Source organism: Microcoleus sp. PH2017_35_SFW_U_B (genome assembly GCF_020737865.1).
Taxonomy (GTDB): Bacteria; Cyanobacteriota; Cyanobacteriia; order Cyanobacteriales; family Microcoleaceae; genus Microcoleus.
Genome location: NZ_JAEQDE010000066.1, coordinates 1 through 24702, shown reverse-complemented (window position 1 = coordinate 24702; position 24702 = coordinate 1). Strand labels below are relative to the sequence as shown.

At 47.2% G+C, this 24702-nt stretch carries 20 protein-coding genes; 7 read left to right on the top strand and 13 right to left on the bottom strand.

What is annotated here, in order from left to right; genetic code table 11:
• Positions 1-239: 239 nt before the first annotated feature.
• Positions 240-1727 carry a polyphosphate:AMP phosphotransferase gene (pap, locus tag JGK36_RS18680; protein ID WP_293186246.1) on the bottom strand — a complete coding sequence of 496 codons (1488 nt, stop codon included), beginning with the start codon at positions 1725-1727 and terminating at the stop codon, positions 240-242.
• Positions 1728-2226: 499 nt separating this feature from the next.
• Positions 2227-2430, bottom strand: coding sequence for a hypothetical protein (locus tag JGK36_RS18675; RefSeq protein ID WP_293186248.1), 204 nt, complete (start codon positions 2428-2430; stop codon positions 2227-2229).
• 54 nt (positions 2431-2484) lie between these two features.
• Between JGK36_RS18675 and JGK36_RS18670 the strand changes: the two genes are divergently transcribed.
• Positions 2485-3444, top strand: a complete 960-nt coding sequence (locus JGK36_RS18670; protein ID WP_293193398.1) for a GNAT family N-acetyltransferase — start codon at positions 2485-2487, stop codon at positions 3442-3444.
• Between the two features lie 254 nt (positions 3445-3698).
• Here the strand turns inward: JGK36_RS18670 and JGK36_RS18665 are convergent, their stop codons facing one another.
• Positions 3699-5759: an elongation factor G gene (locus JGK36_RS18665; protein ID WP_293197808.1), complete on the bottom strand. Its 2061-nt coding sequence runs from the start codon at positions 5757-5759 to the stop codon at positions 3699-3701.
• Positions 5760-6638: 879 nt separating this feature from the next.
• Between JGK36_RS18665 and JGK36_RS18660 the strand changes: the two genes are divergently transcribed.
• Positions 6639-7031: a peptidase gene (locus JGK36_RS18660; RefSeq protein WP_293186254.1), complete on the top strand. Its 393-nt coding sequence runs from the start codon at positions 6639-6641 to the stop codon at positions 7029-7031.
• A complete protein-coding gene (locus tag JGK36_RS18655) occupies positions 7021-7428 on the top strand; it encodes a HEPN domain-containing protein (protein WP_293186256.1) in 408 nt (135 codons plus the stop codon). Before JGK36_RS18660 ends, JGK36_RS18655 begins: the two co-directional genes overlap by 11 nt.
• A gap of 222 nt (positions 7429-7650) precedes the next feature.
• On the opposite strand, the gene JGK36_RS18650 is transcribed toward JGK36_RS18655, so the two are convergent.
• Positions 7651-9564, bottom strand: coding sequence for a heavy metal translocating P-type ATPase (locus tag JGK36_RS18650; RefSeq protein WP_293197806.1), 1914 nt, complete (start codon positions 9562-9564; stop codon positions 7651-7653).
• A gap of 542 nt (positions 9565-10106) precedes the next feature.
• Between JGK36_RS18650 and JGK36_RS18645 the strand changes: the two genes are divergently transcribed.
• The gene (locus JGK36_RS18645; protein WP_293197805.1) at positions 10107-11210 is read left to right on the top strand and encodes a precorrin-8X methylmutase; all 1104 of its coding nucleotides are present in this window, start codon (positions 10107-10109) and stop codon (positions 11208-11210) included.
• A 234-nt stretch (positions 11211-11444) separates the two neighbouring features.
• Here the strand turns inward: JGK36_RS18645 and JGK36_RS18640 are convergent, their stop codons facing one another.
• From JGK36_RS18640 to JGK36_RS18610, 7 genes are all read right to left on the bottom strand, one after another.
• Positions 11445-13556 (bottom strand): DNA-binding protein, encoded by a 2112-nt coding sequence (locus JGK36_RS18640; RefSeq protein WP_293197803.1) that lies wholly within the window; start codon positions 13554-13556, stop codon positions 11445-11447.
• 346 nt (positions 13557-13902) lie between these two features.
• Positions 13903-14598 carry a Uma2 family endonuclease gene (locus JGK36_RS18635; RefSeq protein ID WP_293186262.1) on the bottom strand — a complete coding sequence of 232 codons (696 nt, stop codon included), beginning with the start codon at positions 14596-14598 and terminating at the stop codon, positions 13903-13905.
• A gap of 159 nt (positions 14599-14757) precedes the next feature.
• Complete coding sequence (locus JGK36_RS18630; RefSeq protein WP_293197802.1) at positions 14758-15750, bottom strand: ribonuclease III domain-containing protein; 993 nt, start codon at positions 15748-15750, stop codon at positions 14758-14760.
• Between the two features lie 672 nt (positions 15751-16422).
• Positions 16423-17115 carry a hypothetical protein gene (locus JGK36_RS18625; RefSeq protein WP_293197800.1) on the bottom strand — a complete coding sequence of 231 codons (693 nt, stop codon included), beginning with the start codon at positions 17113-17115 and terminating at the stop codon, positions 16423-16425.
• 185 nt (positions 17116-17300) lie between these two features.
• On the bottom strand, positions 17301-18089 hold the full coding sequence (locus tag JGK36_RS18620; protein WP_293197798.1) for a PP2C family serine/threonine-protein phosphatase: 789 nt from the start codon (positions 18087-18089) through the stop codon (positions 17301-17303).
• Between the two features lie 82 nt (positions 18090-18171).
• Entirely contained in the window at positions 18172-18384 is a 213-nt protein-coding gene (locus JGK36_RS18615) for a hypothetical protein (protein WP_293197796.1), read from the bottom strand.
• A 4-nt stretch (positions 18385-18388) separates the two neighbouring features.
• The gene (locus JGK36_RS18610) at positions 18389-19051 is read right to left on the bottom strand and encodes a VWA domain-containing protein (RefSeq protein WP_293186269.1); all 663 of its coding nucleotides are present in this window, start codon (positions 19049-19051) and stop codon (positions 18389-18391) included.
• A gap of 297 nt (positions 19052-19348) precedes the next feature.
• Between JGK36_RS18610 and JGK36_RS18605 the strand changes: the two genes are divergently transcribed.
• Both JGK36_RS18605 and JGK36_RS18600 read left to right on the top strand, forming a co-directional pair.
• Positions 19349-19951: a Uma2 family endonuclease gene (locus JGK36_RS18605; protein ID WP_293197794.1), complete on the top strand. Its 603-nt coding sequence runs from the start codon at positions 19349-19351 to the stop codon at positions 19949-19951.
• 52 nt (positions 19952-20003) lie between these two features.
• Positions 20004-20243, top strand: a complete 240-nt coding sequence (locus JGK36_RS18600; RefSeq protein WP_293157989.1) for a DUF6737 family protein — start codon at positions 20004-20006, stop codon at positions 20241-20243.
• A gap of 236 nt (positions 20244-20479) precedes the next feature.
• Here JGK36_RS18600 and carB read toward each other — a convergent pair whose 3' ends face one another.
• The gene (gene carB, locus JGK36_RS18595; protein WP_293197811.1) at positions 20480-23791 is read right to left on the bottom strand and encodes a carbamoyl-phosphate synthase large subunit; all 3312 of its coding nucleotides are present in this window, start codon (positions 23789-23791) and stop codon (positions 20480-20482) included.
• Between the two features lie 134 nt (positions 23792-23925).
• Between carB and JGK36_RS18590 the strand changes: the two genes are divergently transcribed.
• Positions 23926-24072, top strand: coding sequence for a hypothetical protein (locus tag JGK36_RS18590; RefSeq protein ID WP_293193436.1), 147 nt, complete (start codon positions 23926-23928; stop codon positions 24070-24072).
• 333 nt (positions 24073-24405) lie between these two features.
• Here the strand turns inward: JGK36_RS18590 and JGK36_RS18585 are convergent, their stop codons facing one another.
• The gene (locus tag JGK36_RS18585) at positions 24406-24546 is read right to left on the bottom strand and encodes a hypothetical protein (RefSeq protein WP_293186273.1); all 141 of its coding nucleotides are present in this window, start codon (positions 24544-24546) and stop codon (positions 24406-24408) included.
• Positions 24547-24702: the final 156 nt, after the last annotated feature.

Here is a 24702-nt window from a genome sequence, read left to right as displayed (position 1 = left end):
GCTTGCACTTTGGTCTAAAATTTTAGGCTCTCCACACTCATAGCGTTGGGGGGTTGTACCCGTTTTGGGGCGGGTCACAGATTGCTGACAGATAATTGGTAATCGATAGTTGGTTAATGGTCGATCGGTAATTGATAATGGATGGAGCCGGCGGCAGGTGAAATTGACTTGGCAATTCAAGCCTGATTTGTGCTGCTGCTATTTTTCCCATTACCTGTTACCCGTTCACCAATCCCAATTTATCGGCGTTTCAGTTGATTCCGAATTGCCTGCGTTACCGTTTGAATTACTTTAACACGAGCATAATACTTGTTATCGGCCGCAATTATAGTCCAGGGAGCTGACGGGGTGCTGGTGCGCTGAACCATTTGATTCACCGCCACTTCATAATAATTCCACTTTTGGCGATTCCGCCAATCTTCAGGAGTGAGTTTGTATTGTTTAAATGGATTTTTTTCTCGCTCTGTAAACCGCTTTAGTTGCTCGTCTGGACTGATGTGCAGCCAGAATTTAACTACGACACAACCGAAACTGGTGAGTTGCTCCTCAAATTCGTTAATTTCCTGGTAAGCTCGGCGCCATTCGGGTTCGGTGGCAAATCCTTCCACTCGTTCGACCAGCACTCTACCATACCAACTGCGATCGCAAATGCTGATTTTACCAGCAGTCGGCAACCGCCGCCAGAACCGCCAGAGGTAGTGGTGAGATTTTTCTTCATCCGTGGGGGCAGCAAACGGATTAACGGTGTAACTGCGGGGGTCTAGGATGTCCGTCAAGCGTTTGATCGCGCCTCCTTTACCGGCGGCGTCCCAACCTTCAAACAGCACTAAGACAGGGATTTCATCTTCGTCGATGCTTTGTTGCAGTTTGCCAAAACTGGTTTGTGCTGCGCGAAGTTCCTGTTTGTATTCGTCTGGCGACAGCGATTGAGTCAAATCTACTTGGGCGAGCAAGTTGGGTTCGGTGGGTGACAAGCTTTCTTGAGGTGGCAATTTCAGTGGTGCAGATTGCGTCGGGAGTCTCTCTAGGGCTTCTGTAATTGTCGCTGCCATTTGCGTTAAAACTTTGACTCTCGCCCAGCGCTGACAGTCCCCTTCTACTAGCGTCCAAGGTGCCGGGCCCGTGCCGGTTTGAGTTACCATTTCTTCGGCCAAAGTTGTGTATTCTTGGTATTTTTTGGCTTGTTTCCAATCTTCGGGCCGCACTCGCCAAGCTTGTAAGCTGTCGTCTTCTAGTTTTTTGAGCCTGTGCTTGAGTTCTTTTTTGCTCAGGTGAATCCAAAATTTGGCGATCGCCGCGCCGTCATCTACCATCTGCCGCTCGAAGGCGTTGATTTGCCTGATGACTGTCGGTACTTCGGCGTCAGAAACTCTCTGGAACAATCGGTCTTCTAAAACATGAGTGTACCAACTGTGGTAGAAAAAACCAATCCGCCCTCGCGCCGGCAGTTTCTCCCAAAACCGCCACAGGAAAGGATAGCCCATTTCTGCCTCTGACGGCGGCCAAATCGGGTGGACGGCAAACCCCCGCGGATCCATGTACCCCACCATTTTTTTGACCAGGGCGCCTTTGCCGGCGGCCGCCCAGCCTTCGAGTACGATGATTGCAGGCAGTTTTTTTTCCCAGCAGGTCTGTTGGAGCGATCGCAACTGCTGCATTAAAACTTCGATTTTGGCATCATAGGTTTCTTTGTCCAAGGAAATATCTAAATCGAGGTTGTCGAGCATATTGACCTCATGCAAATCTGAGACAGCAGTTTAACGTTAGTTTAACGTTAGGATAAAATTAAATCTTCAAGTGCCGCAAAAAGTTATAAAAAATACACTTATGCTCGGTTAAAAGTGCAATGCTTATATCGCCCAATCCGGGAGACAGTTAATAGAAACAAAACTCCCCTTGCCTCAAACTTGCCAAAAAAAACCTGAGCGGTTATAGTTGAATAAGGCAACTTTTTAATAAGTTCAAATTCTCCCCTCCCCCGATCGGGCGAGCAAACAGGAGGAGCAACAAATCCCTGCAACAGGATTTATTGTAAAACAGAGTACAAGTAAAAATCAACTACCCGGTGGGGGTGAAAACTTCTTTACTTAGCTGTATCAAATTTATTTAAATAATAGTTGATCGAGCATCAGCCTCGATAACTTCCAGCGCGCTGCTTGCGAACGTTGGGCGTTTCTCGGATCGGCAACTCAAATACAAAACTAGCCCAAAAGGGCAAACCAATTTTTATGATTGCGCCATGAGATAAAACCTGAAAGCCTGGGTGATATAAACAGGTTTCTGAGTTTTATCAACACCATTCTCAACAACTAAAAGCTGTGGAACAGGCATATTACCTGTTACCGACATTTGTGCAAAATGTCCATTTGTGGAACAGGCATCTTGGCTGTTACCGACATTTGTGCAAAATGTCCAAATTACTGTACTCATTTGCCAATACCCACTAACAGGAACAGTCCGAATTTACGGATTGCAAAGTTTTCTATGAATATCTTGACAACACGCTCCTACAAAGGTGAAAGTGACTGGTGCGCGATCGCCAATTTAATCGATGCTTGCGAAGCAGTCGATGGAGTCGGCGAAGAAGTATCCGCCAGCGAAGTAAAGCTTGTACTCGACGCCCCCACACTCGACAAAGCCCGCGACGTACAGTTGTGGGAAGACGGAAACTACAGACTAATTGGTTTAGCACTCCTAGATATGCCCGATTCCCAGGATGAAATAGACGGCTGTCTCTGGTTTTACGTGCATCCAAAGGCGCGCGGCCAAGATTTGGAAAAAGATATCATTAAATGGGGCGAAAAGCGCCTGGGCGAAGTCTCGAAACAACGGAATTTGCCCGCGAAATTGCGTACCTACAGTCGGGAAGATGAAAGCGACGAGATGCGGCTGTTAGAGAAAGAGGGCTTTGAAGTCGATCGCTATTTTCTCACAATGACGCGATCGCTCGCCGAACCAATTCCCGCACCCGAATTTCCCGCAGATTTTGCCCTGACGCACGTATCCGGGGAAAAAGACATCCAACCCTGGGTAGAAATGTTCAACCAGTCATTTATCGATCACTGGAACCACCACGATTTAACAGCCGAAACCGTGCGATACTGGATGCAAGACGAGAATTATCAGCCGGAATTAGACTTAATTGCTGTTTCGGGCGATCGTAAATTTGCAGCATTTTGCGACTGTCAAATCAAACCCCAAAAAAACCCCCGCAGCGACGCAAAAGACGGTTGGATTGAACTATTGGGTACGCGGCGGGACTTTCGCAAAATGGGCTTAGGAAAAGCGATGCTGCTAGCTGGTTTGCACACCTTAAAAGCGGCGGGTGCAAATACAGCTAAACTCAGCGTCGATGCCGACAGTTTGACAGGTGCAACAAAGCTTTACCAATCAGTCGGTTTCCGCCCGATGGAAACTTGGCTGTCGTGGGCTAAACCAGTTTAAAACAAGGTTGGTAGTGAACGCTAGATACCCGAGTTCTTAAAGTAAACCCACCCCACCCAACATGAATTGAAAAGTGTTTTTAATGCTGTAGGGGCGGGTTAACCAACCATAATCGCCACCCAACAAACAATCTCAAAAACCCGCCCCACCCAACAAACAATATCAATGTACATTCAGATTTATGGTGGGATGGGGCGGGTTTTTATATATTGTTGGTCATCGTTATATATGGTTGGTGAACCCGCCGCTACAGCTTAATTTTTACCGTTACCATTCCCATTCCCACCAGTCGTAAGCAAAACCCGCTTAGCCAAAGGTTCCGGTACTTCTTGTAATCGATCGAACTCCCAGTTAAAAAATCCGACTCCCATCGTCTGCGATCGCAATTCTACGATCAAATTCTGCATTTCGGCGATCGGCAAATAAGCCGAAACAGCATCCCATCCCTTCCAGTCTGCTTTACCCTCATAGCCGAGAATTTGACCGCGATGTCCGCTGACCAACTGCAACACCTTTGATGTACACTCGTTGGGAGCGCAAATTTCAACTTTGGCGATCGGCTCCAGCAAAGTTGATTCGCACTTCTCCATCCCCGACTGCATCGCCAACCGCGCCGCCTGCTTAAAAGCTTGTTCCGAACTATCAACAGAATGATAGGAACCGTTAGTCAGAGTCACTGATACATCTACCACGGGAAAACCCAACGGGCCGCGATCCAAATATTCGCGCACTCCCACTTCAACGCCGGGAATATACTGTTTTGGAACGACTCCGCCGACTATTTTGTCAGTGAAATTGAAACCTTCTCCGCGAGGCTGCGGTGCGATATCGAGGTACACGTCGCCAAACTGTCCGTGTCCGCCGCTTTGGTGTTTGTAGCGCCCGTGAATGGATGATGCGGGTTTGCGGATGGTTTCTTTGTACGGTACTTGCGGTAAGTGAGTTACCATCGGCAAATTGTACTTGCGGCGCAACCTATCTAAGGCTACTTTCAGATGAATTTCGCCTTGACCCCAAAGTATAACTTCGTGAGTATCTCCGTGCTGTTCCCAAACTAAAGATGGGTCTTCTTCTAATAGTTTAGCTAAGGCAGAACTCAACTTAACTTCATCGTTGCGCTTTTCGGGGACGATCGCCAGTGCGTACACAGGCGAGATGATTTCAGCTTTTGGCAAGAATTCGTCAGAACCCAGCACATCGCCTGTTCTCAAGCCTTCCAGCCTGCCCACAGCCACAATTTCCCCGGCACTGACGGACTGCAAACTTTGCGTTTGCTGGCCGGTCAATCGGTACAAACCGTTAACTCGAACCCCGCTCAAAACTGCTCCATCTGCGAGCGTTCCCCGCCAGATTCTCACTAACGATAACTTACCTCCTTGAGGCGTGTAATAGGTTTTGAGAATTTGACCGAGAACCTTGTTTTCACTTTGTATAAAACCGCGTCGCTCTGCTGTAGTTTCCGGTGTCGGCGCTTCTCTGAGTAAAGCTTCCAACAGAGGCCGCACGCCGAAATCTTGTTCGGCGATACCGATGAATACGGGCACTATTAAATCCGCGCCTAATTCCATCTTGAAATCGCGGGTAATCTCTTCAGCATCGGGATTGATTTCTTCCAGCAATTCTTCGAGTAAACGATCGTCAAAATTGGCTAATTCTTCGAGCATTTCCTGTCGCGCGGCGCTTTCTTGTGCTTTGAGGTGTTCGGGAAGCGGGACGGGATCTGCGGGTGCGCCGGAGTGATAGTGGTAAGCTTGTTCGGTTACTAAGTCGATAAAACCGATGATTTGTTCGTTTTTGCCGATCGGGTATTGGTGAGGTACAATTGGTCTGCTGGAAACGGATTTGAGCGCGTTGAGTACGTCGGTGAAGTTGCTACCGCAGGTGGTTTCGTCTGTGCAAGCGCGATCGATCTTATTGATGAAAACTAGGTGGGGAATTTCCCAATCGTCGAGGAATTTGAACAGCGGGGCGAGGGTTAAAGTGCGATCGGCAACCGGTTCGCAAACAATCACGGCTGCATCGACACCGATAAGTGCATTGTAAGTTTCTTGGACAAATTCGATCGAGCCGGGACAGTCAAGAAATGTGAAGCGGACGTTTTCGTATTCGGTGCTCGCGGCGTTTACTTCTACGCTCATTTTGCGATCGCGCGGTTCGGGCGAACTGTCACCTACCGTATTACCATCCTTAGCATTACCCTTGCGAGTAATCGTCCCTGTCACCGACAGCAAACTTTCGAGAAGTGCGGTTTTACCGCTTAAATAAGGGCCAACAATTGCAACGTTTCGCGTGGCCCTAATGACATTTTCGTTCATATAGCCTCCTACACAAAGTGAAGGGGAAGGGGAAGGAGAAGATGATATTCAGGAAAAAAACTTGTGTTTGCCAGTTTCTCCGATCTCTTCCCTGGTGAATCTGAAAACTTTTATTTTGCGATCGTTCTTAGTTTAAACTTAAATAGATCCCGGCAATCGTTAATTCCTATGAACTATTAAGTAGTTTTGTAAATCAATTTGTGAAAATGCTAATCCCAGAAACCGGGTTTCTTCCTAGATTTTTCTTACTCAACCGAAAATATTCATAGAAACCCGGTTTCTCTGCTAATCCCAGAAACCGGGTTTCTTCCTAAATTTTTCGTACTCAACCAAAAATATTCATAGAAACCCGGTTTCTCGCCACGCAGCGAGAGAAATTAGTTGTAGGGTGTGTCGCGAAAATCCCTAAATGTGACAAACAATCTCCTAGCGACGCACCTTTCTTGGTTCACAATCCGTGCGCCAACAAACCCAACATTTTTTTGATTTGTTTTTTGAGCCTTAGGAATGAAAATTTAATAACTTACACTTTGATGATTGTTGTGGGATGGGCGTCCCGCCCGTCCTTTCTGCACGGGCTCTCCCGCCCATCCCACAAATTTGCTTAAGTTATTTAATTTCTATTCCTTATATATAAGGTGCGTCGCTCTTAAATTGTCGCTCTTTGTTGAGAGATTTTTGATGTATCCACACCCTACAAATACTCACGAGTAACCAGAAATCGGCTTTTTTAGGACAATACTTCGGTATCACCATCACAAACATATTCGGTTTCTCGCCACCCGTGCGTAAATTCGATCGGCATGACACACAGGCTTTCCACAATAGCGCCCATCTTTGCTAAAATTTTAACAAGTAAAGCATTCAGAAGCAATAATTATGACTGCTATCCAAGAGCAAGCTATTAAAACAGAACCCTTTGACGATTTAATCGCTGATTTCAATAAAATCCGAAGTCTCTACACGGTAGAAGAACCTCTTGAAGCTTTTAAGTTAATTATTGAGCAGGAAGTAATGCTAAGTGTGATTTTAGAAGCTCATTCTCAAGTTAGAGAACTATTCCCTAGCGAAAGATTAGCCTTGGAAGTGAAAACCGATCCAGAAATTGCCAATTGGCGATCGCTCTGGATTACGATCTACACTAAACTAGAAGTTGATGAAGCTTTTGAAAAATTGATGATTCTTGATGATACTTGGTGGCTGGATAAGATAACTACTGTTACTAATAGTAAATTGCATATTAGTTTGGGATTTGAGTCAAATGAGATTTGATTGGTCTGAATATTTGAATTTAGCCCAAGAATTGGCGACAATCTCTGGCGATTCTGACAATAATGAGGCAAAATTGCGATCGGCAATAAGTCGATCATACTATGCAGTATTCTGCTTAGCTAGAAATTACTTGCGCGATGTTGAACAAGACTCTAGGCTTTCTCGCAAAAATTCTGATATTAACGAACATCAATATGTGGCTGAAGAATTTATTTTTCATAAATCTAAAGCTAAAAAAATGATAAAAATAGGGGAGAACTTAAGCAGATTAAGGCTGTTCAGGAATAAGGCAGATTATGCGGATACGGTATTTACATTATCAAGCGATGTTAAAATCGCTTTGAAAATAGCTCAAAATATTATGACATCTCTGAGTGAATTAAATCGTGAAAATTGAGCGATAATAGTAGGGGCGGGTTCACCCACCATATATGAAACCCACAAATAATCTCATAAACCCGCCCCATCCCCGCGATTATTTACATCAACATTTTACAAATAAATTTATGGTACATTTTTATTGTTGGTGGGGGAGGGCGGGTTTATGAAATTGTTGATTTTTATCGTAAATTGTTGGTGAACCCGCCCCTACAAATTCGTCTGGAAACGATTAATCTAATTAATGTCTCAGCAGCCGCAAACCACTCAATGTCACTAAAACTGTAGACCCTTCATGACCGATGACGCCGATCGGCATTGTGATATTTCCGAGAAAATTAGCAGCCAATAACAGTATAATGCAACTGAGTGCAAAAATAATGTTTTGCTTGACTACATTTTGAGCGCGCCGCCCCAAACTAATTGCTTTAGCTAGTTGTTCTAACTTGTCCGCCATTAATACGATGTCAGCAGTTTCTAAAGCCACATCGCTACCGGAAATCCCCATCGCAATTCCCACGGAAGCCTGGGCGAGGGCGGGGGCGTCGTTGATGCCGTCTCCTACCATTGCGACGGTTTGATACTGGGTTTGCAACTTTTTAATTAGGTGCACTTTGTCTTCTGGCAAAAGTTCGGCGTACACTTCATTGATGCCTAATTGGCGGGCGATATATTCAGCGGTTTGCTGGTTGTCGCCTGTCAGCATTATGATATGTTCTACGCCTAATTTTTGCAAGCGTTTTATCGTGGCTGCTGCTTCCGGGCGGACTGTATCTGCTACTGCAATGATACCTAAAAGTTCATCCTCCTTTGCCACCCAAACAACCGTTTTTCCTTCCCCTTGCAACTGATGACTTACTTCAGTTAACTCAGCAGTTGCTCCGACAAAACCGGCTTTACCAATAGTAATGGTTTGATTGTTAACTTTACCGACAATTCCTTGACCGATTTTTGCTTGTACGTCTGTAGCACTTGACAACGGTAACTGTTGCTGATTTGCGGCTTGGACAATTGCTTGGCCGATCGCGTGTTCGGAATGAGCTTCCAGAGCCGCAGCCAATTGCAGAACTTCTGTTTCAGTATATCCGGTTGCTGGTACAATTTGGATAACTTGCGGTTTTCCGGTGGTGAGGGTTCCAGTTTTGTCAAAGGCGATCGCCCGAACTTGACCTATTATCTCTAATTGCGCGCCACTTTTAAACAAAATCCCCTGTCTCGCGCCGTTAGCAATCCCCGACAGCAGCGCCGGCATAATCGAAGCCATCAGCGCACAGGGAGAAGCGACTACTAGGAAAATCAGCGCCCGATAGATGGTGTCTTCCCAATTCCAGCCCAAAACAAAGGGCGGCAAAGTTGCTAGCAGCAAGCCTAAACCGACAATTAATTTAGCATAACCGCGCTCGAACTTTTCGACAAACTGCTGAGAAGGCGGCGCTTCTGTTTGCGCTTGTTGCACCAGCCGAATCACTCGCTGAATCAAACTGCTTTCTGGACTTTTGTGCACTTCCAATTGTAACGCGCCGGCACCGTTAATCGTACCTGCATAAACTTCATCGCCGGCGGTTTTTTCCACGGGCATCGATTCGCCGGTAATTGAGGCTTGATTCAGGCTGCTGTAGCCTTCGATAATTATTGCATCTGTGGGGATGATTTCTCCGGGCTTGACTAAAATACGATCGCCAATTGCCAATTTGTCGATCGCAATTTCCCTTTCCCCATCGTACATTAGCACCCGCGCAGTATCCGCAGTCAAGCTCATCAAACTGCGAATACTCCGTTCAGTCCGCTGCATAGCATAACCTTCTAGCGCGCCGCTAATTGCAAAGATTAAAATTAAAACAGCACCATCCACAATTAAATGATATTCTCGCCGCCACAGCCCCAAACCGGCCGCGCCCAAAGCAGCCACAATCATCAACAAATCTACATCTAATTCATGTTCTTCAAACAGCGTAGTCAACCCTTCGCGGGTGCTGGAATAGCCGCCGATAACGTAAGCAGCGGGCAATATTAACACCGCTAAGCCCAGCCAACCGACTTGTAGGGCGATCGAACCCAAAATTACTAGAATTCCGCACAGGGCGGCAGTCACAGCATCGGGATGTTCTTCGGCGAGGCGCGAGAGGCGAGAAATGGGGAGGGAATTGGGAGTCATGGGATTTTAGATTTTGGATTTTAGATTTGGGATTGAAGAATTAAGCCCGTGGTTGAATCCAGCGGCTGGTTGTCAGGATGCGGAACTTTTATGTGTTTCCGCAGCCTCTACCGGGTGTCTCGAACAAAATTGCTTTCGGTTATGGGAGAAATTTGATTTGGTAGAATGACTCCTGCATCGTAAACCTTGACATTAGTGTCAATGTCAAGAGTAAAACTAAAATAAATTAAGCATCGGCGGTTCGGAGATGCGATGGTTCAACTCGCTACTCCGAAAGCCCGCCAGGGGTTGAAAACCCCTTTCTCAAAGCAAAAGTCGTCTCAAAGACGACTGAAGTTTGCTGAAAATGGCATCTAATTTTGCAGTCGGTTTTAACCGACTTCTGCTATGAGACGGGGAATTGATTCACTCCTAGGATTGGGGGTAAATGCGATAGTCAGATATACAATCCACTCTGAAAAGCTACCAACACACATCCGCGTGCATCCCCGTACATCCGCCCCTATCTGCGGTTAAAAAATCATAAAATCCCGTACAACAATATGCAGCAACAATATCTAACAATCAAACAACTTACAGACGCAGTAAAAGGCACAATTACGCCTCGGATGGTGCGGCACTATCACGCTTTGGGGCTGCTATCTCCGGCGGTGCGATCGACTTCTAACTACAGACTGTACACCCGCAGCGACGTGCAAAGACTCCAAAGAATCGTCGCACTCAAGCAGCAAGGCTTTCAACTGTCTCACATCCGCAAGCTGTTAGAAACTGACGCGGAGGCTTCCCCAGACGCGCTGATGGCGACTCTCCAACAGCAATATCTGTCGGTAATTCAGCAGATTGTGCGCCTACGAGAAACGGCTTCAGCCCTCGAAGGATTGCTGGGGCGGGATCTTTCGTGTCAAGCGGTGCAAGCGGGCGCACTGGCTCAATTGAGGCTGTTGGAGGCGGAAACTGAGGGTGGGTTGGGACAGTTGGAACAACTTTGGGAGGGTTGGGATGCGGGGGCGCACACTCACCCGGAGGCGTTTGGGGAGTCGTTGCAGCATTTGTTGCCGGATTTGAGCGATCGCTCGGAAATTGAGGTAGACTTGCTGTCAAAACTGGTGTTAGCATCCGGTGATTGTTCGCTGCTGCCGTTTGTGAAGTTGAGCGAAACGGCGATTAAATCGGCGCGGGAAGCTTTGAAAAATCGGTGTCAAATTGTGGCTGATGTGCCTCCTGTTTTTGCGGCTTTGGATGGCACAAGATTGGCGCATTTGGGAACAAGTATTACAACTTTAATTGATGACCCGCACATCAATGCTGCGGCGGAAGCGGAACAGGAATTCTGGCACGAGCGCGAGTGGTTTGAAAAGTTATTGAAATTGGAAAAAGGATGTATAATCGTAGTAGGATATGCGCCGTCTGTGCTGATGGCGGTTTGTGATGCGATCGCGAACGGGGAACTGCAACCGGCTTTGGTGATTGGAATGCCGATCGGCTTCAGTCATTCTCCGGTAGCGAAACGTCGGTTAGTGCGATCGGGCGTTCCTTATATTACGACGGTGGGGACTTTTGGCGGCGGATTGTTGGCGGCGGTTGCTTTGAATGCTTTGGTTGAGTCTTTGATTGAAAAGCCGAATTGTCACTGTCATCTTAAGTGAAAAGATGCAATTATCTGAAACTTTCCTGGACTCACCTGGCGCAAGATAAAAATGAATTATTAGGTACGTAGTTGCGCTTGGGCGCTCTTACTTATATATTGAAAGAGCGCCCAAGCGCAACAACATACCTTAAGCACACACCGTAGCTTTCTGTCAGTCCGTTATTCAATACATTACCTTCGATCGCGATCGCAACTAAGAGTGCAAAAAAACAAATTGAAGCTATAAATCAAATCACCACTTGCCCAACGCGCCCCAAACAGCACCCGAAATTACCCCCCAAATCGCCCCCAAACCAGCCCCCACGATCGCACCTACGACAGGGGCCAACTGCACCGACACCCCACCGCCCAGAGTCGGAAATATCGCACAAACCCCCGCCCCCAACACCGCACCTGCAAAAGTCGCCAAAAAACTCCCCCAAATCGCACCCAAAGCCGCACCCCGAATTCCCGAAGGCTGAAACGACACCGGCAGCTTCGGCGCAAACCCGCAAACACCCAACAAACTCCCAGAAACTAAACCTCCAATCGCACCCACACCCGCCGCCACAATTGCCACACCCAGCAACAAACCCCCAAACTCGATCGTCGGCCGCATCTGCCCGTTATATTGCTGCCAAACCACCAACCCAGCCCCCAGCAAAACACCAGCCAAAGTTCCTAAAAACGCTCCCCAAACCGCCCCCAAAAATGCTCCCCGCCGGCCCCACACCCTCCCCATCGGCAGTGCCAGAGGAGGCGAAAAAGCCGCCCAAGTACAGCCCCAGATAGTACCAACCCCCGCGCCCGACAAAATCCCTTGCCCGATCGCCCGATTATCACTAATCGCCCCAAACACCACACCGCTGATCGCAGCCAAAAAGAAAGCCCCCCAGAGAGTCCCCAGCAAAACTCCCCCCCACTTCCGCCAAATCTGGTTCGGCGACAAAGTAAAAATGCCCCACATCATCCCAAAAAAACTGCCCCAAATCGAACCGACAAAAATTGCCCCCAAAATCGCGCCGCCGCCCTCCGCGATCGCCGAAAAAATCCCCGCCACCGCCGCCAAACACAAAGTACCCCAAACACCACCCCAAGCAGCATCCTGAACAATCCGCTCAAACTTGCTAGGGGGAATCTGAGGCGCCGGAGTCCGACTCCGAGAAGGAATCGGTAGCATCGGCATTTGATAGTTGCCCAGTTGGCGCGGCAGCCCCGTCGAGGGCTGTTGTCGGCGCACTGCGGTCTCCCTCACGACGGGTGGTGGTTGGGGCTTTTTACGCTTGGTTTTGGCGGGCTGCAAGTGCAATCCGTTGCTGACTGCCTGCCGCGAAGGAAACGGATCGCGACCTTTGAGGAGTTTTGCCCGATCGCACCAAGGGCACCGACTCAGATGATTTCCGTATTTGTGCTGAGTGTTTTTGCTGCAAGTAAGTAGAGAATCTTCCGCTTCCCGAATCGCATTCACCCAAGTTTTCGCATCCGGGCGCGCCGACGGATTCCGGTGCCCTTCCTCAAAACAGCGGATAAACATCTGTCGCAGCCGGGGATGCAGCATCTCGAAAGATGGCGCTGCGGGCATCGGGCGGTAGGGTATCCGCTTGGTACCGCTGGGGAAATGGCCCGATCGAATTCTCGCCTCCAAAGACGGCGGTTCGTCGCTACCGAGATACACTCCCGAAAACGGGTGCGTACCTTCCATTAACAATTGAAAAATTAATACCCCCAAACCGAACAAATCGTGCTCTGGGGCTCGATCGATATCGCGGAAAGTCTGGCCCTGCAATTCCGGCGGTGTAAACTCGGGTTTCCCCACGGGACACCGATAAACGTAACCTGTATAAGGATCGCGCACTTGAAACGAATCGGTGTCTACCAGCGTTACTAAAGCCGTATCCGTGACAAGAATATTCGACTCGTTGACATCTCCAATGACGTAACCCCTGACGTGGAGGGCATTTACAGCCGAAGCGAGGTTTCTGGCGGTGCGGTGGAGGTAAAGATAGTTAAATAGGGGTTTTTGTTCGCGCCTGGTTTTGGGAGTGTAGAAAGTGTGTACCGGCAGCACTTTCTTGACGCGCGGCATCACAAAACCGACGATTTTTTCGCGCCCGCCGACAGTATGCAGCAAATCGAGAGGCCAAGCAATTGAGGCGTGTCCCGGTTCCGCGATCGGCGCATCCGGTGGCATACTGAACATGACTGTGAGTTTGTCGCCGTCTTCGTCTGTCGGTTTGTGGTAGATTTTTGCTACCAGGGACGAGTCTTTGGCGATCGGGTAGATGCGACCTTGACCGCCACTGGCGATCGCGCTGTTGGTGTCGATCGCAATCAGTTGTCCGCTAAATTGGCGTTGCAACTGCATAGAATTCCGTTAGGGGATAGAGGATTAGTCATCAGTTGACAGTTGACAGTTGACAGTTGACAGTTAACAGCTATCTTTTCCGTCGATAGAAGAGGATTGGAGTGTTGACAGTTGACAGCTACCCATAGCCGTCGATAGAAGAGGATTTGATTTCCCCCTAAACGGGAAGGCTTCAGCCCCAATTTTCATGCGTGAATTTTAGATCTGAGATTTTAGATTGAAGAAAGCGACCCCACTGATAAACCGATAATTCTATTTTATTGTGGGATGGGCATCATGCCCGTCCTGAAAAACTCAGCAACAGGCAAGATGCCTGTTCCACCATAGTTCAATTTTGCAATTGTGGTTACAGTCGATCGGGCTCTATTCCCATGTCTCGGAGTCTTAATTCTAAGGCTTGCGATCGCGATCGTTCTTGTTCCAGCAGCATTTCTGCCTGTTCGGCCCGCGCCTCGGCTTGCTGTCGCAGTCGATCGAGTTCCACAAAATTCATAAACGGTTCTTGGTTAGCCCCGAACATTTCGAGTCCTGTTTGAGATAATTGAAACCGCACTCCCAGTCTCGGACTGATCCAGCCGTCCATTTGTTCGATCGCTTCAAATTGTGACTCAACCTGCAACCATCCTGTCAGTTCTAAAGTTTGCGGGTTGTACAAATAGTATTCTTCCACACCGTAGCGTTCGTAAAATTGAAATTTTTGAATCATCGGAGTCAGACGATTTCCCGGCGACCAAATTTCAAAGGCGACTTGCGGTGCAATATTACCTTCGTTCCACTGTTGGTAAGAACCTCGATATCCTTTGGGGATGCCAAAAACTGCCATCACATCTGGCGCTTGGCATAGTTTATTATTTCCTTCCACCGGATACCACAGCAAGTCACCCGCTACAAAAACATTCTGGTCATTTGCAAACAGCAATTCTAAGTTTTCTTTAATCCAAACAATTAATCGAAACTGATCTGTATTGTTTGACATCGGTTCGCCGTTATCGTCTGGGTAGATGACATTTGATTTTTCGGGAGATTGCAGTTGTGTAACCATTGCTGTTTTCCCATTCTTTTTAATGAGTTGATTTTAGTTTAACCGATAAAATTGGGTCTGAAGCCTCCCCGTTTAGGGGGAAATCAAAGAAAATGATTCATTGCTCCAATCCTCTTCTATCCACACAAGAGGTAGCTGTCAACTGTCAACTGTCAACTGTCAACTGATGAACCGATCGCCTGTTTCGTCTTCCAGTTCGTCAACTGCGGTTTTGATAAAGTTATCCACCAGCCAGTCGCGAGTACGCGAGAAATTGCTCTCCAATTCCAGGTAATGACTGCCTAATTTTGCCTTAAAGTCTTTGGGAAAAATCTCTTTGGCGGCTAACAGATTTTTCCAGCGGGTTAACTGGCTGCTGTTGCATTCGGGAAAGCGGTTGTACAAATAGTCGATCGCGATCGCCTCTAGAATGTCCGCACCCAAGATTTCCCGCCGTTTTAGCTCGTTTAAGAGCGTACTTTTCGACTGCTGAGTTAGATCTAAGTGTTCGCCCATCGTTCCTTCGATCGACTGCTGGATCAGCCAGTTACCCGCACGCAAAAAATCGCGATCGAATTCCAAGTAAATCGCCCCCGACAAAGCCTCAAAAATCTGGGCTAAAAATTTATTGTACTCGCTTTGTTCTGTTGCTTTCCCGCTGGTGGCTCCCCGACAGAGTTCGTTCAATTTCAGATTTTCGGCAAATTCCGAGAGTTTTTGACTGTCTGCTAAACGAGCTTTTAAGGTTGAAATCGCATCGCAGTCGAGTTCGGGATATTCGCGGTACAGGTAATCGGTAACAACAGCACCGAAAATCGCTCCGCCTAAGAGTGAAAGCCGTTTTTGCTTCACATCTTCCCCAGCCGGAGACTCCTCCGGGCGATCGCAGCGGCTGCTCAAGGCCGTTTCCAGCAGTTCGGTTTGCCCAAAGTCCGAAATGCCGATCGCTACTTTGACTGCTTCAATATCTACCTGTTTAAATTTTATCTGCTCTAATTCTTCTTCACATTTTGCCCACTTTTCCAACCAATCACCGCCAGCATTTTCCACATACAAATCAACAAAATCCACCCCGTGGTGCATCCAATCATCCTGCATTTTTCGGGCAGATTCTAGTTCTTCAAAGACTTTTTGTAAATTGCTTTCAACGGTGCTTGTACCTTTTACTGTCATAGTATTGATTTTGATGTAATTTGATTTTATTCCAACAATTTCAGCGCACTTCAATCTAATCTCAATTCAATTTATACCCAGTTGCTAGTTATTTTACCTGAAAGAATTGGTTTAAAGCCCCAAGCCCGATCGGGAGGAATTAAGAGAAGACTATTCATTACTCCAATCCTCTTCCTTATGATTGTCAAATGCCCTCAAGCGGTCAACTGTCAATTGTCAACTGAATGAATAGATTGATTGTTTCGGTAAATTTTCCCATTTCTCAGCCAAGAATTCCGGAGAACCTCTATCTTTCACAGGCAGCCATCGGGCCGTGCACCTTACGGCTATTGATTGCTGCGGTAAATCTTCCCGTTGCTGGGCCAGGAATTACGCAGAACCTCTATCTTTTGTAGGGTGCGAATTACACACCTTACCGCTATTGATTGCTGCCGTAAATCTTCTCGTTGTTTAGCATTCGTATCAATTACCTGTTTCCGCACTTTGCCATATCCCCCCGGGAAACAGAGAATGGGAGGAAAAATCTTGGCGTAGCCTTCGGGCCCAATGGAAGCGGGCTGATGATTAAGTTGGTGGCATTGTCTAAAATTCTGCAATATGCGAGTTATTCAAAATTTCTTGTTCACCGAATTTTGAGCAGTCGAACTATTCTCAGCAGCAGATCGGGTGAATTTATGGGAATTTGAGGTAGCGACCTGCGGGCAAATTATCACTATTATATAATGCAATGTTAACTAACTGGTTCAGGAAATTTGCATCTTTTGTATCATAACTTAAAAATAGTCCTCTGTCAATCCCCCAACCTCGAAGAGTTTGTTGCCAATTTTCATATTTTTGTTGAGAAAATTCATCAGAAAGAGTAGTGACTTGAATGCACAGGGGCTGCTGTTGGCGGTTGCTGACGATCGAATCGGTAGCCATAGAAAGATCTGCTACATAGCGATACAAAACACTGCCTTGGCGTTCGACTATCCGGGCGGCGATCGCACGAATGACGCGATCGTCACCCGGATCGAATTTACCCGCCTTGAGTTTTTGTTTCCAGATGTAAAATTTGCGATCGTTTTCACTCAGCCATTTAGGAAATAGATAGCCGTACCAATACCTTTCGCCCGGAGTCATTGACTCAAACGCCGTTTCTCGATCTCTTTCCGAAGATAGGGATTGAAGCGCCAGCCAAACCTGAGAATCTCGCATAAGCTGTAGCAAAAAAGCCAGCACAAATTTCTTAGCAGTTAGCGAACCGGGTTTGACATCTTTCACCCAGCGATTGATTTCATCCAATCTTCTCGCCAAACTCGGATCTATGAGATCTGCTTCGCTAATTAGGGAGTTGAGCTTATCCTTAATCTCTTGTGCTTGCAAGTGACGACCTACTGTACAGACTAAACCAGAATTGTTGACACCTCGATTTTATTATAGAACTGCACCAAATTTTCGCCACTCATTTAGTTGAAGGGATTAGACTTGTTGCCAAATTCAGAATCGGGAATTTTTAACCGCAGATAAATGCCGATTGACGCAGATGGATGTTTGCTTTTTCAATGTGTTTATTTTTGAGTTTCCTGTGCCTCCGAACTCGCAAAAGTTGCCAATAATAATGTTAAGTCATCATCGGTGCGATCGCACACGCGGGGCGATCGCAAAAACGACTCTAATTGCTCTTTTGCATCCGCATCTTCCTTCGCCGTGCCCGAAAACCGAAACAAAGGTGCAAAAAACGGCCCGTGCGGCGTACCTTCGGGGATTTTGAGAGCGAGCATTTGCAAGCCGTCGGAAAACACAGCCAAGTGCCGCAGGGGTTCCCGCATTACCTGAAATTGCGCTGTTTCGATCGCATTTGGCGAAATCAAAAATATGGTTTCATTGATATATTCACCGCAGGGAGGTATCGTAAGGGCGATCGCATTTCCCGCACTATCGCCCGCCACCGCCGCACCATCGCCAATTTGAGCAACCGCGATCAATTCCGGCGTAGCCACAACCGCAATTAAAGTGCAAGCTAAATCCCTCGCCGCCACTTCCCGGGTTGCAGCTTCCGCTTCCACAGCCGCCCGCGCAACTTGCAGGGATGCTGTGAAAAATACCTGCCATTCCTCGTCACTTTCAGGCTGCAAATCCTGTTGACAAATCGTTTCCACAACCGCTTCCACAGCAATTTTTGCCCCCACTTCTGCCAGTGCAGCCGAACCCGCGCCGTCAGCTACCGCTGCTACCAAAACACCGTTAGACAAGACGCGCCAACAGTGGGCATCTTGACAGGGTTGCGATCGTTTTTCGTGGCTCGTACCAGTCACCGATGCGGCTACAACTTGCCAATTAAATAATGAATTATCCATTAATAACTCTTGTATTCAAAACTTCGTAAATTCAAAACTATGGAAATTTATTGGGAGCATCTCATTGTTGTAAAAAGCATTTTTATGTAGTAGTGCGATCGTCCCCGCTCGCTTCTATAACCAAGCGATCGTCCCCGCTCGCTTCTATAACCAAGCGATCGTCCCCGCTCGCTTCTATAACCAAGCGAGCGGGGACGCTCGCACTTTTAAAGCAAAATTGAGATTCTCCCAATTCATTGTAAGCACTTCGCACCTTACCAATGACTGATGCAAACTGCCAACTGCAAACTGCCAACTGACTAAACAGTTCCCCATCCGGGCGGTGGAAGTGCGACTTGTTCGTCAATTTTTGAGTGAGAAACTCTCTGCATACTAGCCGACAGCCAAATGAACATCTCTCGAAAGTCTAATCCTTTTAATTTTACAGGAGTGCGATCGACAATTTCCGCGAGACGGGAGATATTCGCACCTTCCACACCGACTGCAAAAAAAGCCACGCGCTTGTTAGTTTCTTCCTCTTTGATCCGCTGTGCTGCGATTTCCACAACATCGTCCGATTCGCCTTGAGGTTCGCCGTCGGTAATCATAAATACCCACGGGCGGTAATAGGTAATGCCGTTGTTGCGGTATTCGGATTTGCGGGCTGCAATGGTGTCTAGTGCTAGCTGAATGCCGGCGCCCATGTGGGTTTGTCCTTGGGCTGTCAGCAGCGGTGTCTCGAACTGATCGGCGGTCACGAAGTCTTGCACGACTTTGATATTATTGTCAAAGGAAATAATTGCGACTTCGACTCGCTTTTTAGCTAGTTCATCTTTAATTAAGTCATTCCTAAAAACTTCCAGCCCCTCATTCAAAGCGTCTATGGGTGCGCCTTGCATGGAGCCGGAGGTGTCCAGCAGGAGGACGCAGGGACACCGTGGCTCTGGGTTTTCGGCAAATTCTACGGCTTCGTCTAGTCTCATGGTTCAGGATTGACCTTGGAGTGGCTCGGTTTTTAGCATTGTCACTTTACTGTATCAAGTCAGTAACATATTTAAATGCAACTTGCTAGGGCGATCGCATTTTACCATTTTCGTGAAATATCAGCGTCAAATATTTAGTGTCAAATATCAGAAGGGTGATTCACGCTCCCGATAGCTTCGCTTCACGATCTTTTGTTCGTCCCCGCTCATCCGCCTTCATCTGCGGTCAAAAAAACAAATTCATTCTTGTCTGTGCTAGTATAGACTAATAGTATTCCTGCAAAATAAGGATATCTTATGATTGCAACAGTCACAGAAAAGTTGACCTTTGACCAATTTCTTGTAGAATGTCCCGAAGATGGACTCTATGAACTGGTAAATGGAGAAATTGTCGAAATAATTTCAACCCGAAATCATATTGATGTTGCCGGCTACATCCGTGACTCTTTTTACGCTCAAATCAAAAATCTGAGCTTAAATTATGTAGTGACAAGCCAAACAGCTATCAGAACTGTAAATAAAGCTGGAGTAGAACAAGGGCGGAGACCCGATGTCAGTGTAATCGATCGCGATTTGTGGCGATATGACCGCTCGGCTTATGCTGCCTTGCGCGAACCAATTCAGTTGGCGGTGGAGGTAACATCAATGAATTGGAATGTCGATTATATTCACAAATTTGATGAGTATCAGCGTCTCGGAATTTCAGAATATTGGGTTGTGGATTATTTGGGAATTGCTAGCTCAAAATTCATCGGAAAGCCGAAAGTTGCGACTGTATTTGTCCACCTTTTGGATGCAGACGGTAATTATCAAACAACTACGTTTAAGGGCAGCGATCGAATTTTGTCGCGGACTTTTCCAGAATTAACGCTGACAGCCGAACAGGTGATGAATGTTTAAATTAGGTTAATGGAGCTAACTGGGTTATTATATATAAAAAATCACTAAAAACATGAAATCTATTTCCGAACAAAAAGCTGTTAGTCCTTGGAACTACAAACCTTGGTGGTGTCAGCCTTGGTCGATTCTTTTGACAGGGACAAGTTTGATTTCTGGGAGTTGGTTTTTGTTAAAAACTGTTTGGATAACAGTTTTAGTCGCGATTCCTTTATTGGCTTGGATGGGATTTTTCTTGTTGGTTTGGCCGAGGTTGATGCTGTCTAGCGGTGCTTTGGATTCTCATTCAGATTAGGTTTTGGGGCGGTGCGTAGATAGATTTCATAACTTACGCCACTTTCAAAAGTATGTTGTTGCGCTTGAGCGCTCTTTTCTATAATAAATAAAAGAGCGCTGAAGCGCAACTACGTACCTATACCGTGTTGCGCTTCAGCGCTCTTTTTTGTCTTATATAAAAGAGCGCTGAAGCGCAACTACGTACCTATACCGTAAATTTACAGCAATGTATGCAGTGCCTACCCTACAATAACTCTACGCTTGCGGGTAATAGTCTTGAATTGCTTTCACTTCCATCGGATGCGATTTGAGCGATCGAATTCCCGATGCTGTCGCCTTAGCACCGGCTATTGTGGTAATAATTGGGATTTTGTAAGTCAAAGCTGTGCGACGGATAAAGATGCCGTCAGCGCGGGATTCTTCGCCGGAAGGTGTGGTAATAATTAGTTGGATTTTCTCATTCTTGATCGAATCCAACAAATTTGGCCGCCCTTCGTGCAGCTTCAATTCCAAATCTACGTCTAAACCTTGCTCTCGCAAAACTTTGCGCGTACCGTGGGTTGCGACTATTTTGAAACCCAATTCCAAGAATTCCTTGATTACTGGTACTACTGCTAGTTTATCGCGATCGCGCATCGAAACCAACACAGTTCCAGACTGCGGCATCACTTGGCCAGCACCGAGTTGAGCTTTGGCGAAGGCTTTGCCGAAATCTGTGTCAATTCCCATGACTTCGCCAGTCGATCGCATTTCCGGCCCTAACAATGTATCAGTTCCTGGGAATTTAGCAAACGGTAGCACGGCTTCTTTCACGGAAACGTGAATTGGTATAATCTCTTTAGTAAAACCTAAAGCTTCCAGAGTTTGGCCAGACATGACTCGCGATGCCATTTTGGCTAGGGGAACTCCAATTGCTTTGGATACGAAAGGTACTGTACGAGAAGCGCGCGGGTTAGCTTCCAAAATGAAAACCTGTTCGCCTTGTACCGCAAATTGAATGTTCATCAACCCGATGACTTTCAAGGCTTTGGCTAATTCTATTGTCTGGCGGCGGATTGTGACTAAGGCTGCGTCGGAAAGCGTTTGGTAAGGGATGGAACAAGCCGAGTCGCCGGAGTGGATGCCCGCTTCTTCGATGTGCTCCATAATACCACCGATGGTGACATTGCCAGTCGCATCGGCGATCGCATCTACATCAACCTCGATCGCATTTTCCAAGAACTTGTCAATTAAAATCGGATGATCTGGTTCTACGTGTACTGCATAAGTCATGTAGCGTTCCAATTCCGCATCGGAATAAACAATTTCCATCCCTCGCCCGCCCAACACGTAACTCGGCCGCACAACTACTGGATAACCGATCCGTTGAGCTACTATTAAGGAATCCTGAAAACTACGGGCCAAACCGTTAGCAGCTTGCTGAATATCCAATTCCCGCAGAATCTTTTCAAATCTTTCCCTGTCTTCTGCCGCATCAATAGAATCCGGGGAAGTTCCCCAGATTTTTGTTTGTACGTCGGGGTGATTTTCGAGAGCTTTTTGCAAAGGAATCGCCAATTTCAGCGGCGTTTGTCCGCCAAATTGAATGATTACTCCCTCCGGATTTTCCGCCTCGATGATGTTGAGAACATCTTCTTTGGTTAGCGGTTCAAAATACAGGCGATCGCTCGTATCGTAGTCTGTCGAAACCGTCTCCGGGTTCGAGTTGACCATAATTGTCTCAAACCCATCTTCCCCGAGGGAATAGGAAGCGTGACAGCAACAGTAATCAAACTCAATCCCCTGTCCGATCCGGTTTGGGCCGCCACCTAAAATCATGACTTTGCGCTTAGTAGAAGGCAAAACTTCCGACTCCGGCGCCAGACTGTGGCCGACAGGCGAAATCTTCTTTTCTTCATCGCCCAATTCCCAAATTGCTGCTCCAGCTTCGTAGGTGGAATAGTAATATGGTGTAAAGGCTTCAAACTCGGCCGCGCAGGTATCGACTGTTTTGTAAATCGGGATGACGCCTAACTGTTTGCGGTAGGCGCGGACTTCATCTTCCGATGTTTTTGTAGCGTAAGCAATTTGGCGATCGCTAAATCCCAACTGCTTTATTTCAAACATTGTGTCTTTTGTCAACTGTTTGAGTGCAGTTCGTTTCAAAAACTTCTCGGCTTCCAGCAATTCCTGCATTTTATCCAAAAACCAGGGGTCAATTGCTGTGAGTTCAAAGATGTCTTCCACGGACATTCCCATCATCATCGCGTGGCGGACTGTAAAAATGCGATCGGGATTTGGCGTTCGCAATCCGGCGCGAATTTGTTCCAAACTCGGCAACTTTTCCGGTTTGTCGCACCCGAAACCTGCGCGGCCAGTTTCCAATCCCCGCAGTGCTTTTTGGAAAGATTCGTTGAAGCTGCGCCCGATCGCCATTACCTCGCCTACTGACTTCATTTGCGTTGTCAGAGTCGGTTCGGAACCGGGGAACTTTTCAAAGGCAAATCGGGGAATCTTCGTCACCACGTAGTCAATTGTCGGTTCAAAAGACGCGGGAGTTTTCTTGGTAATATCGTTGGAAATTTCGTCTAGGGTGTAACCTACTGCTAATTTTGCCGCCATTTTGGCGATCGGGAAACCTGTTGCTTTCGAGGCCAAGGCGGAGGAACGAGAAACCCGGGGATTCATTTCAATGACAATGAAATCGCCGTTGACTGGATTGACTGCAAATTGAATGTTAGAACCACCTGTTTCTACTCCAATTTCGCGGATAATTTTCACCGAAGCATCGCGCAGGCGCTGATATTCTTTGTCTGTCAGAGTTTGGGCTGGTGCGACGGTAATCGAATCGCCCGTGTGCACGCCCATCGGGTCAAGATTCTCGATCGAACAAATAATCACTACATTATCTGCCAAATCCCGCATCACTTCCAGTTCGTACTCTTTCCAACCGATCAAAGATTGTTCGATCAAAATTTGCGATACCGGACTAGCATCAACGCCACCTTGGGCCATTTCTTCAAACTCTTCTTGATTGTAAGAAATGCCGCCTCCCGTGCCGCCCATTGTAAAAGCCGGACGGATAATTAACGGATAAGTACCGATTTGGTGGCCGATTGCTTTGGCTTCGTCGAGATTGTTAGCAATTCCCGAAGGGCAAACTGCCACACCAATTCGTGCCATCGCTTCCTTAAATAACAGCCGATCTTCGGCCATTTCAATTGCTGGTAATTTAGCGCCAATTAACTCTACATTGTACTTTTCCAGAACACCATTTTTAGCAACGGCAACGGCTAAATTTAGTGCTGTTTGACCCCCCATTGTCGGTAAAATTGCTTGAGGTCTTTCTTTAGCGATGATTTGTTCGAGGATGGCCGGCGTTAGGGGTTCGATGTAAATGCGATCGGCAGTTTCCGGATCGGTCATAATCGTTGCAGGGTTGGAATTCACCAGCACTACTTCGTAACCTTCTTCTCGCAAAGCTTTGCAAGCTTGTGTCCCCGAATAGTCGAACTCGCACGCTTGGCCGATAACAATTGGGCCGGAACCAATCAGGAGAATCTTTTTTAAGTCTTGGCGGCGGGGCATAGGTTCGTAATTGGTAATTGGACAGGATTGATGATAAATTTGATATTTTGCATCATTCTGAGAAACAGGCTCTCTGAGCTGTTCCACCAAAAGCTTACTCAAAACAGTGCAAGTTTTGTTGTTAATTTGAAATTGTGCACCATTATCAGCATTTTGGAAGCGGAACCTCGCGACTCCGGCTGACAGGCGCCGCCAGCGAAGGAGAAATATTGATGGGGAAAGGGCGCAGTCGATCGCTAAATCCAGACTATTTTAAGTGTTGCGGTCAAATCGTGCTGTAATATACACAATCTTGGTCTGGCGCGCGATCGTGGTAGGGACACGGCACTACCCAAGGAGTGTCAACTTAACGTCAAACCCGCAGTCCGATAGTCCGGCAGGGGCTGAAACCCCTGCATCAAAGCGAAAGTCCTCTCAAAGAGGACTCAAGAACTCATTAGTCCTTTTTGAGAGGACTGTCTTCTATTAGCCAGGGACTTGAGTCCCTGGCGGGCTGGCGGGTGGGCGGCAGGAATCTGGCGGGCTAACGGCTTAAGTTGATACCAATGGGTACTACCGTCTCCTGACTGTGGGAAACGGGTAAAATCCACCGGATGGGATGATGAAATTGCCCTCTAAACCGGCCAAGGATGTGACAATCGTACATCCAGCCGTGCAGGGGCGGTAGATGGAGGGAGGACACCGCACCCTGCCGTTTCCCTACCCGCAAACATCGATCGCCCGCTAAGGATGTGACAATCTAAGTTAGCACCCATCTCTCCCCCTCTCCCCCTCTCCCCCTCTCCAACCTACTAGATGAGGGAATGTGCCGAGTATTGTAAAACTTCATTCAGTTTGTAAGCATAAGTAATCAAGCATGGTATTATGTGGTCAGGAGGTTGAGAATGCAGCTAACAGAACGTCACATCATT

Bases quoted from the DNA above. Each gene is read 5' to 3' on its own strand.
- JGK36_RS18670 (WP_293193398.1), top strand. From the start codon at position 2,485: ATGAATATCTTGACAACACGCTCCTACAAAGGTGAAAGTGACTGGTGC.
- JGK36_RS18600 (WP_293157989.1), top strand. From the start codon at position 20,004: ATGAAATCTATTTCCGAACAAAAAGCTGTTAGTCCTTGGAACTACAAA.
- pap (WP_293186246.1), bottom strand. From the start codon at position 1,727: ATGCTCGACAACCTCGATTTAGATATTTCCTTGGACAAAGAAACCTAT.
- JGK36_RS18635 (WP_293186262.1), bottom strand. From the start codon at position 14,598: ATGGTTACACAACTGCAATCTCCCGAAAAATCAAATGTCATCTACCCA.
- JGK36_RS18630 (WP_293197802.1), bottom strand. From the start codon at position 15,750: ATGACAGTAAAAGGTACAAGCACCGTTGAAAGCAATTTACAAAAAGTC.
- JGK36_RS18645 (WP_293197805.1), top strand. From the start codon at position 10,107: ATGCAGCAACAATATCTAACAATCAAACAACTTACAGACGCAGTAAAA.
- JGK36_RS18675 (WP_293186248.1), bottom strand. From the start codon at position 2,430: ATGAGTACAGTAATTTGGACATTTTGCACAAATGTCGGTAACAGCCAA.
- JGK36_RS18605 (WP_293197794.1), top strand. From the start codon at position 19,349: ATGATTGCAACAGTCACAGAAAAGTTGACCTTTGACCAATTTCTTGTA.
- JGK36_RS18660 (WP_293186254.1), top strand. From the start codon at position 6,639: ATGACTGCTATCCAAGAGCAAGCTATTAAAACAGAACCCTTTGACGAT.
- JGK36_RS18585 (WP_293186273.1), bottom strand. From the start codon at position 24,546: ATGGGTGCTAACTTAGATTGTCACATCCTTAGCGGGCGATCGATGTTT.
- JGK36_RS18610 (WP_293186269.1), bottom strand. From the start codon at position 19,051: ATGAGACTAGACGAAGCCGTAGAATTTGCCGAAAACCCAGAGCCACGG.
- carB (WP_293197811.1), bottom strand. From the start codon at position 23,791: ATGCCCCGCCGCCAAGACTTAAAAAAGATTCTCCTGATTGGTTCCGGC.
- JGK36_RS18665 (WP_293197808.1), bottom strand. From the start codon at position 5,759: ATGAACGAAAATGTCATTAGGGCCACGCGAAACGTTGCAATTGTTGGC.
- JGK36_RS18640 (WP_293197803.1), bottom strand. From the start codon at position 13,556: ATGCAGTTGCAACGCCAATTTAGCGGACAACTGATTGCGATCGACACC.
- JGK36_RS18620 (WP_293197798.1), bottom strand. From the start codon at position 18,089: ATGGATAATTCATTATTTAATTGGCAAGTTGTAGCCGCATCGGTGACT.
- JGK36_RS18650 (WP_293197806.1), bottom strand. From the start codon at position 9,564: ATGACTCCCAATTCCCTCCCCATTTCTCGCCTCTCGCGCCTCGCCGAA.
- JGK36_RS18655 (WP_293186256.1), top strand. From the start codon at position 7,021: ATGAGATTTGATTGGTCTGAATATTTGAATTTAGCCCAAGAATTGGCG.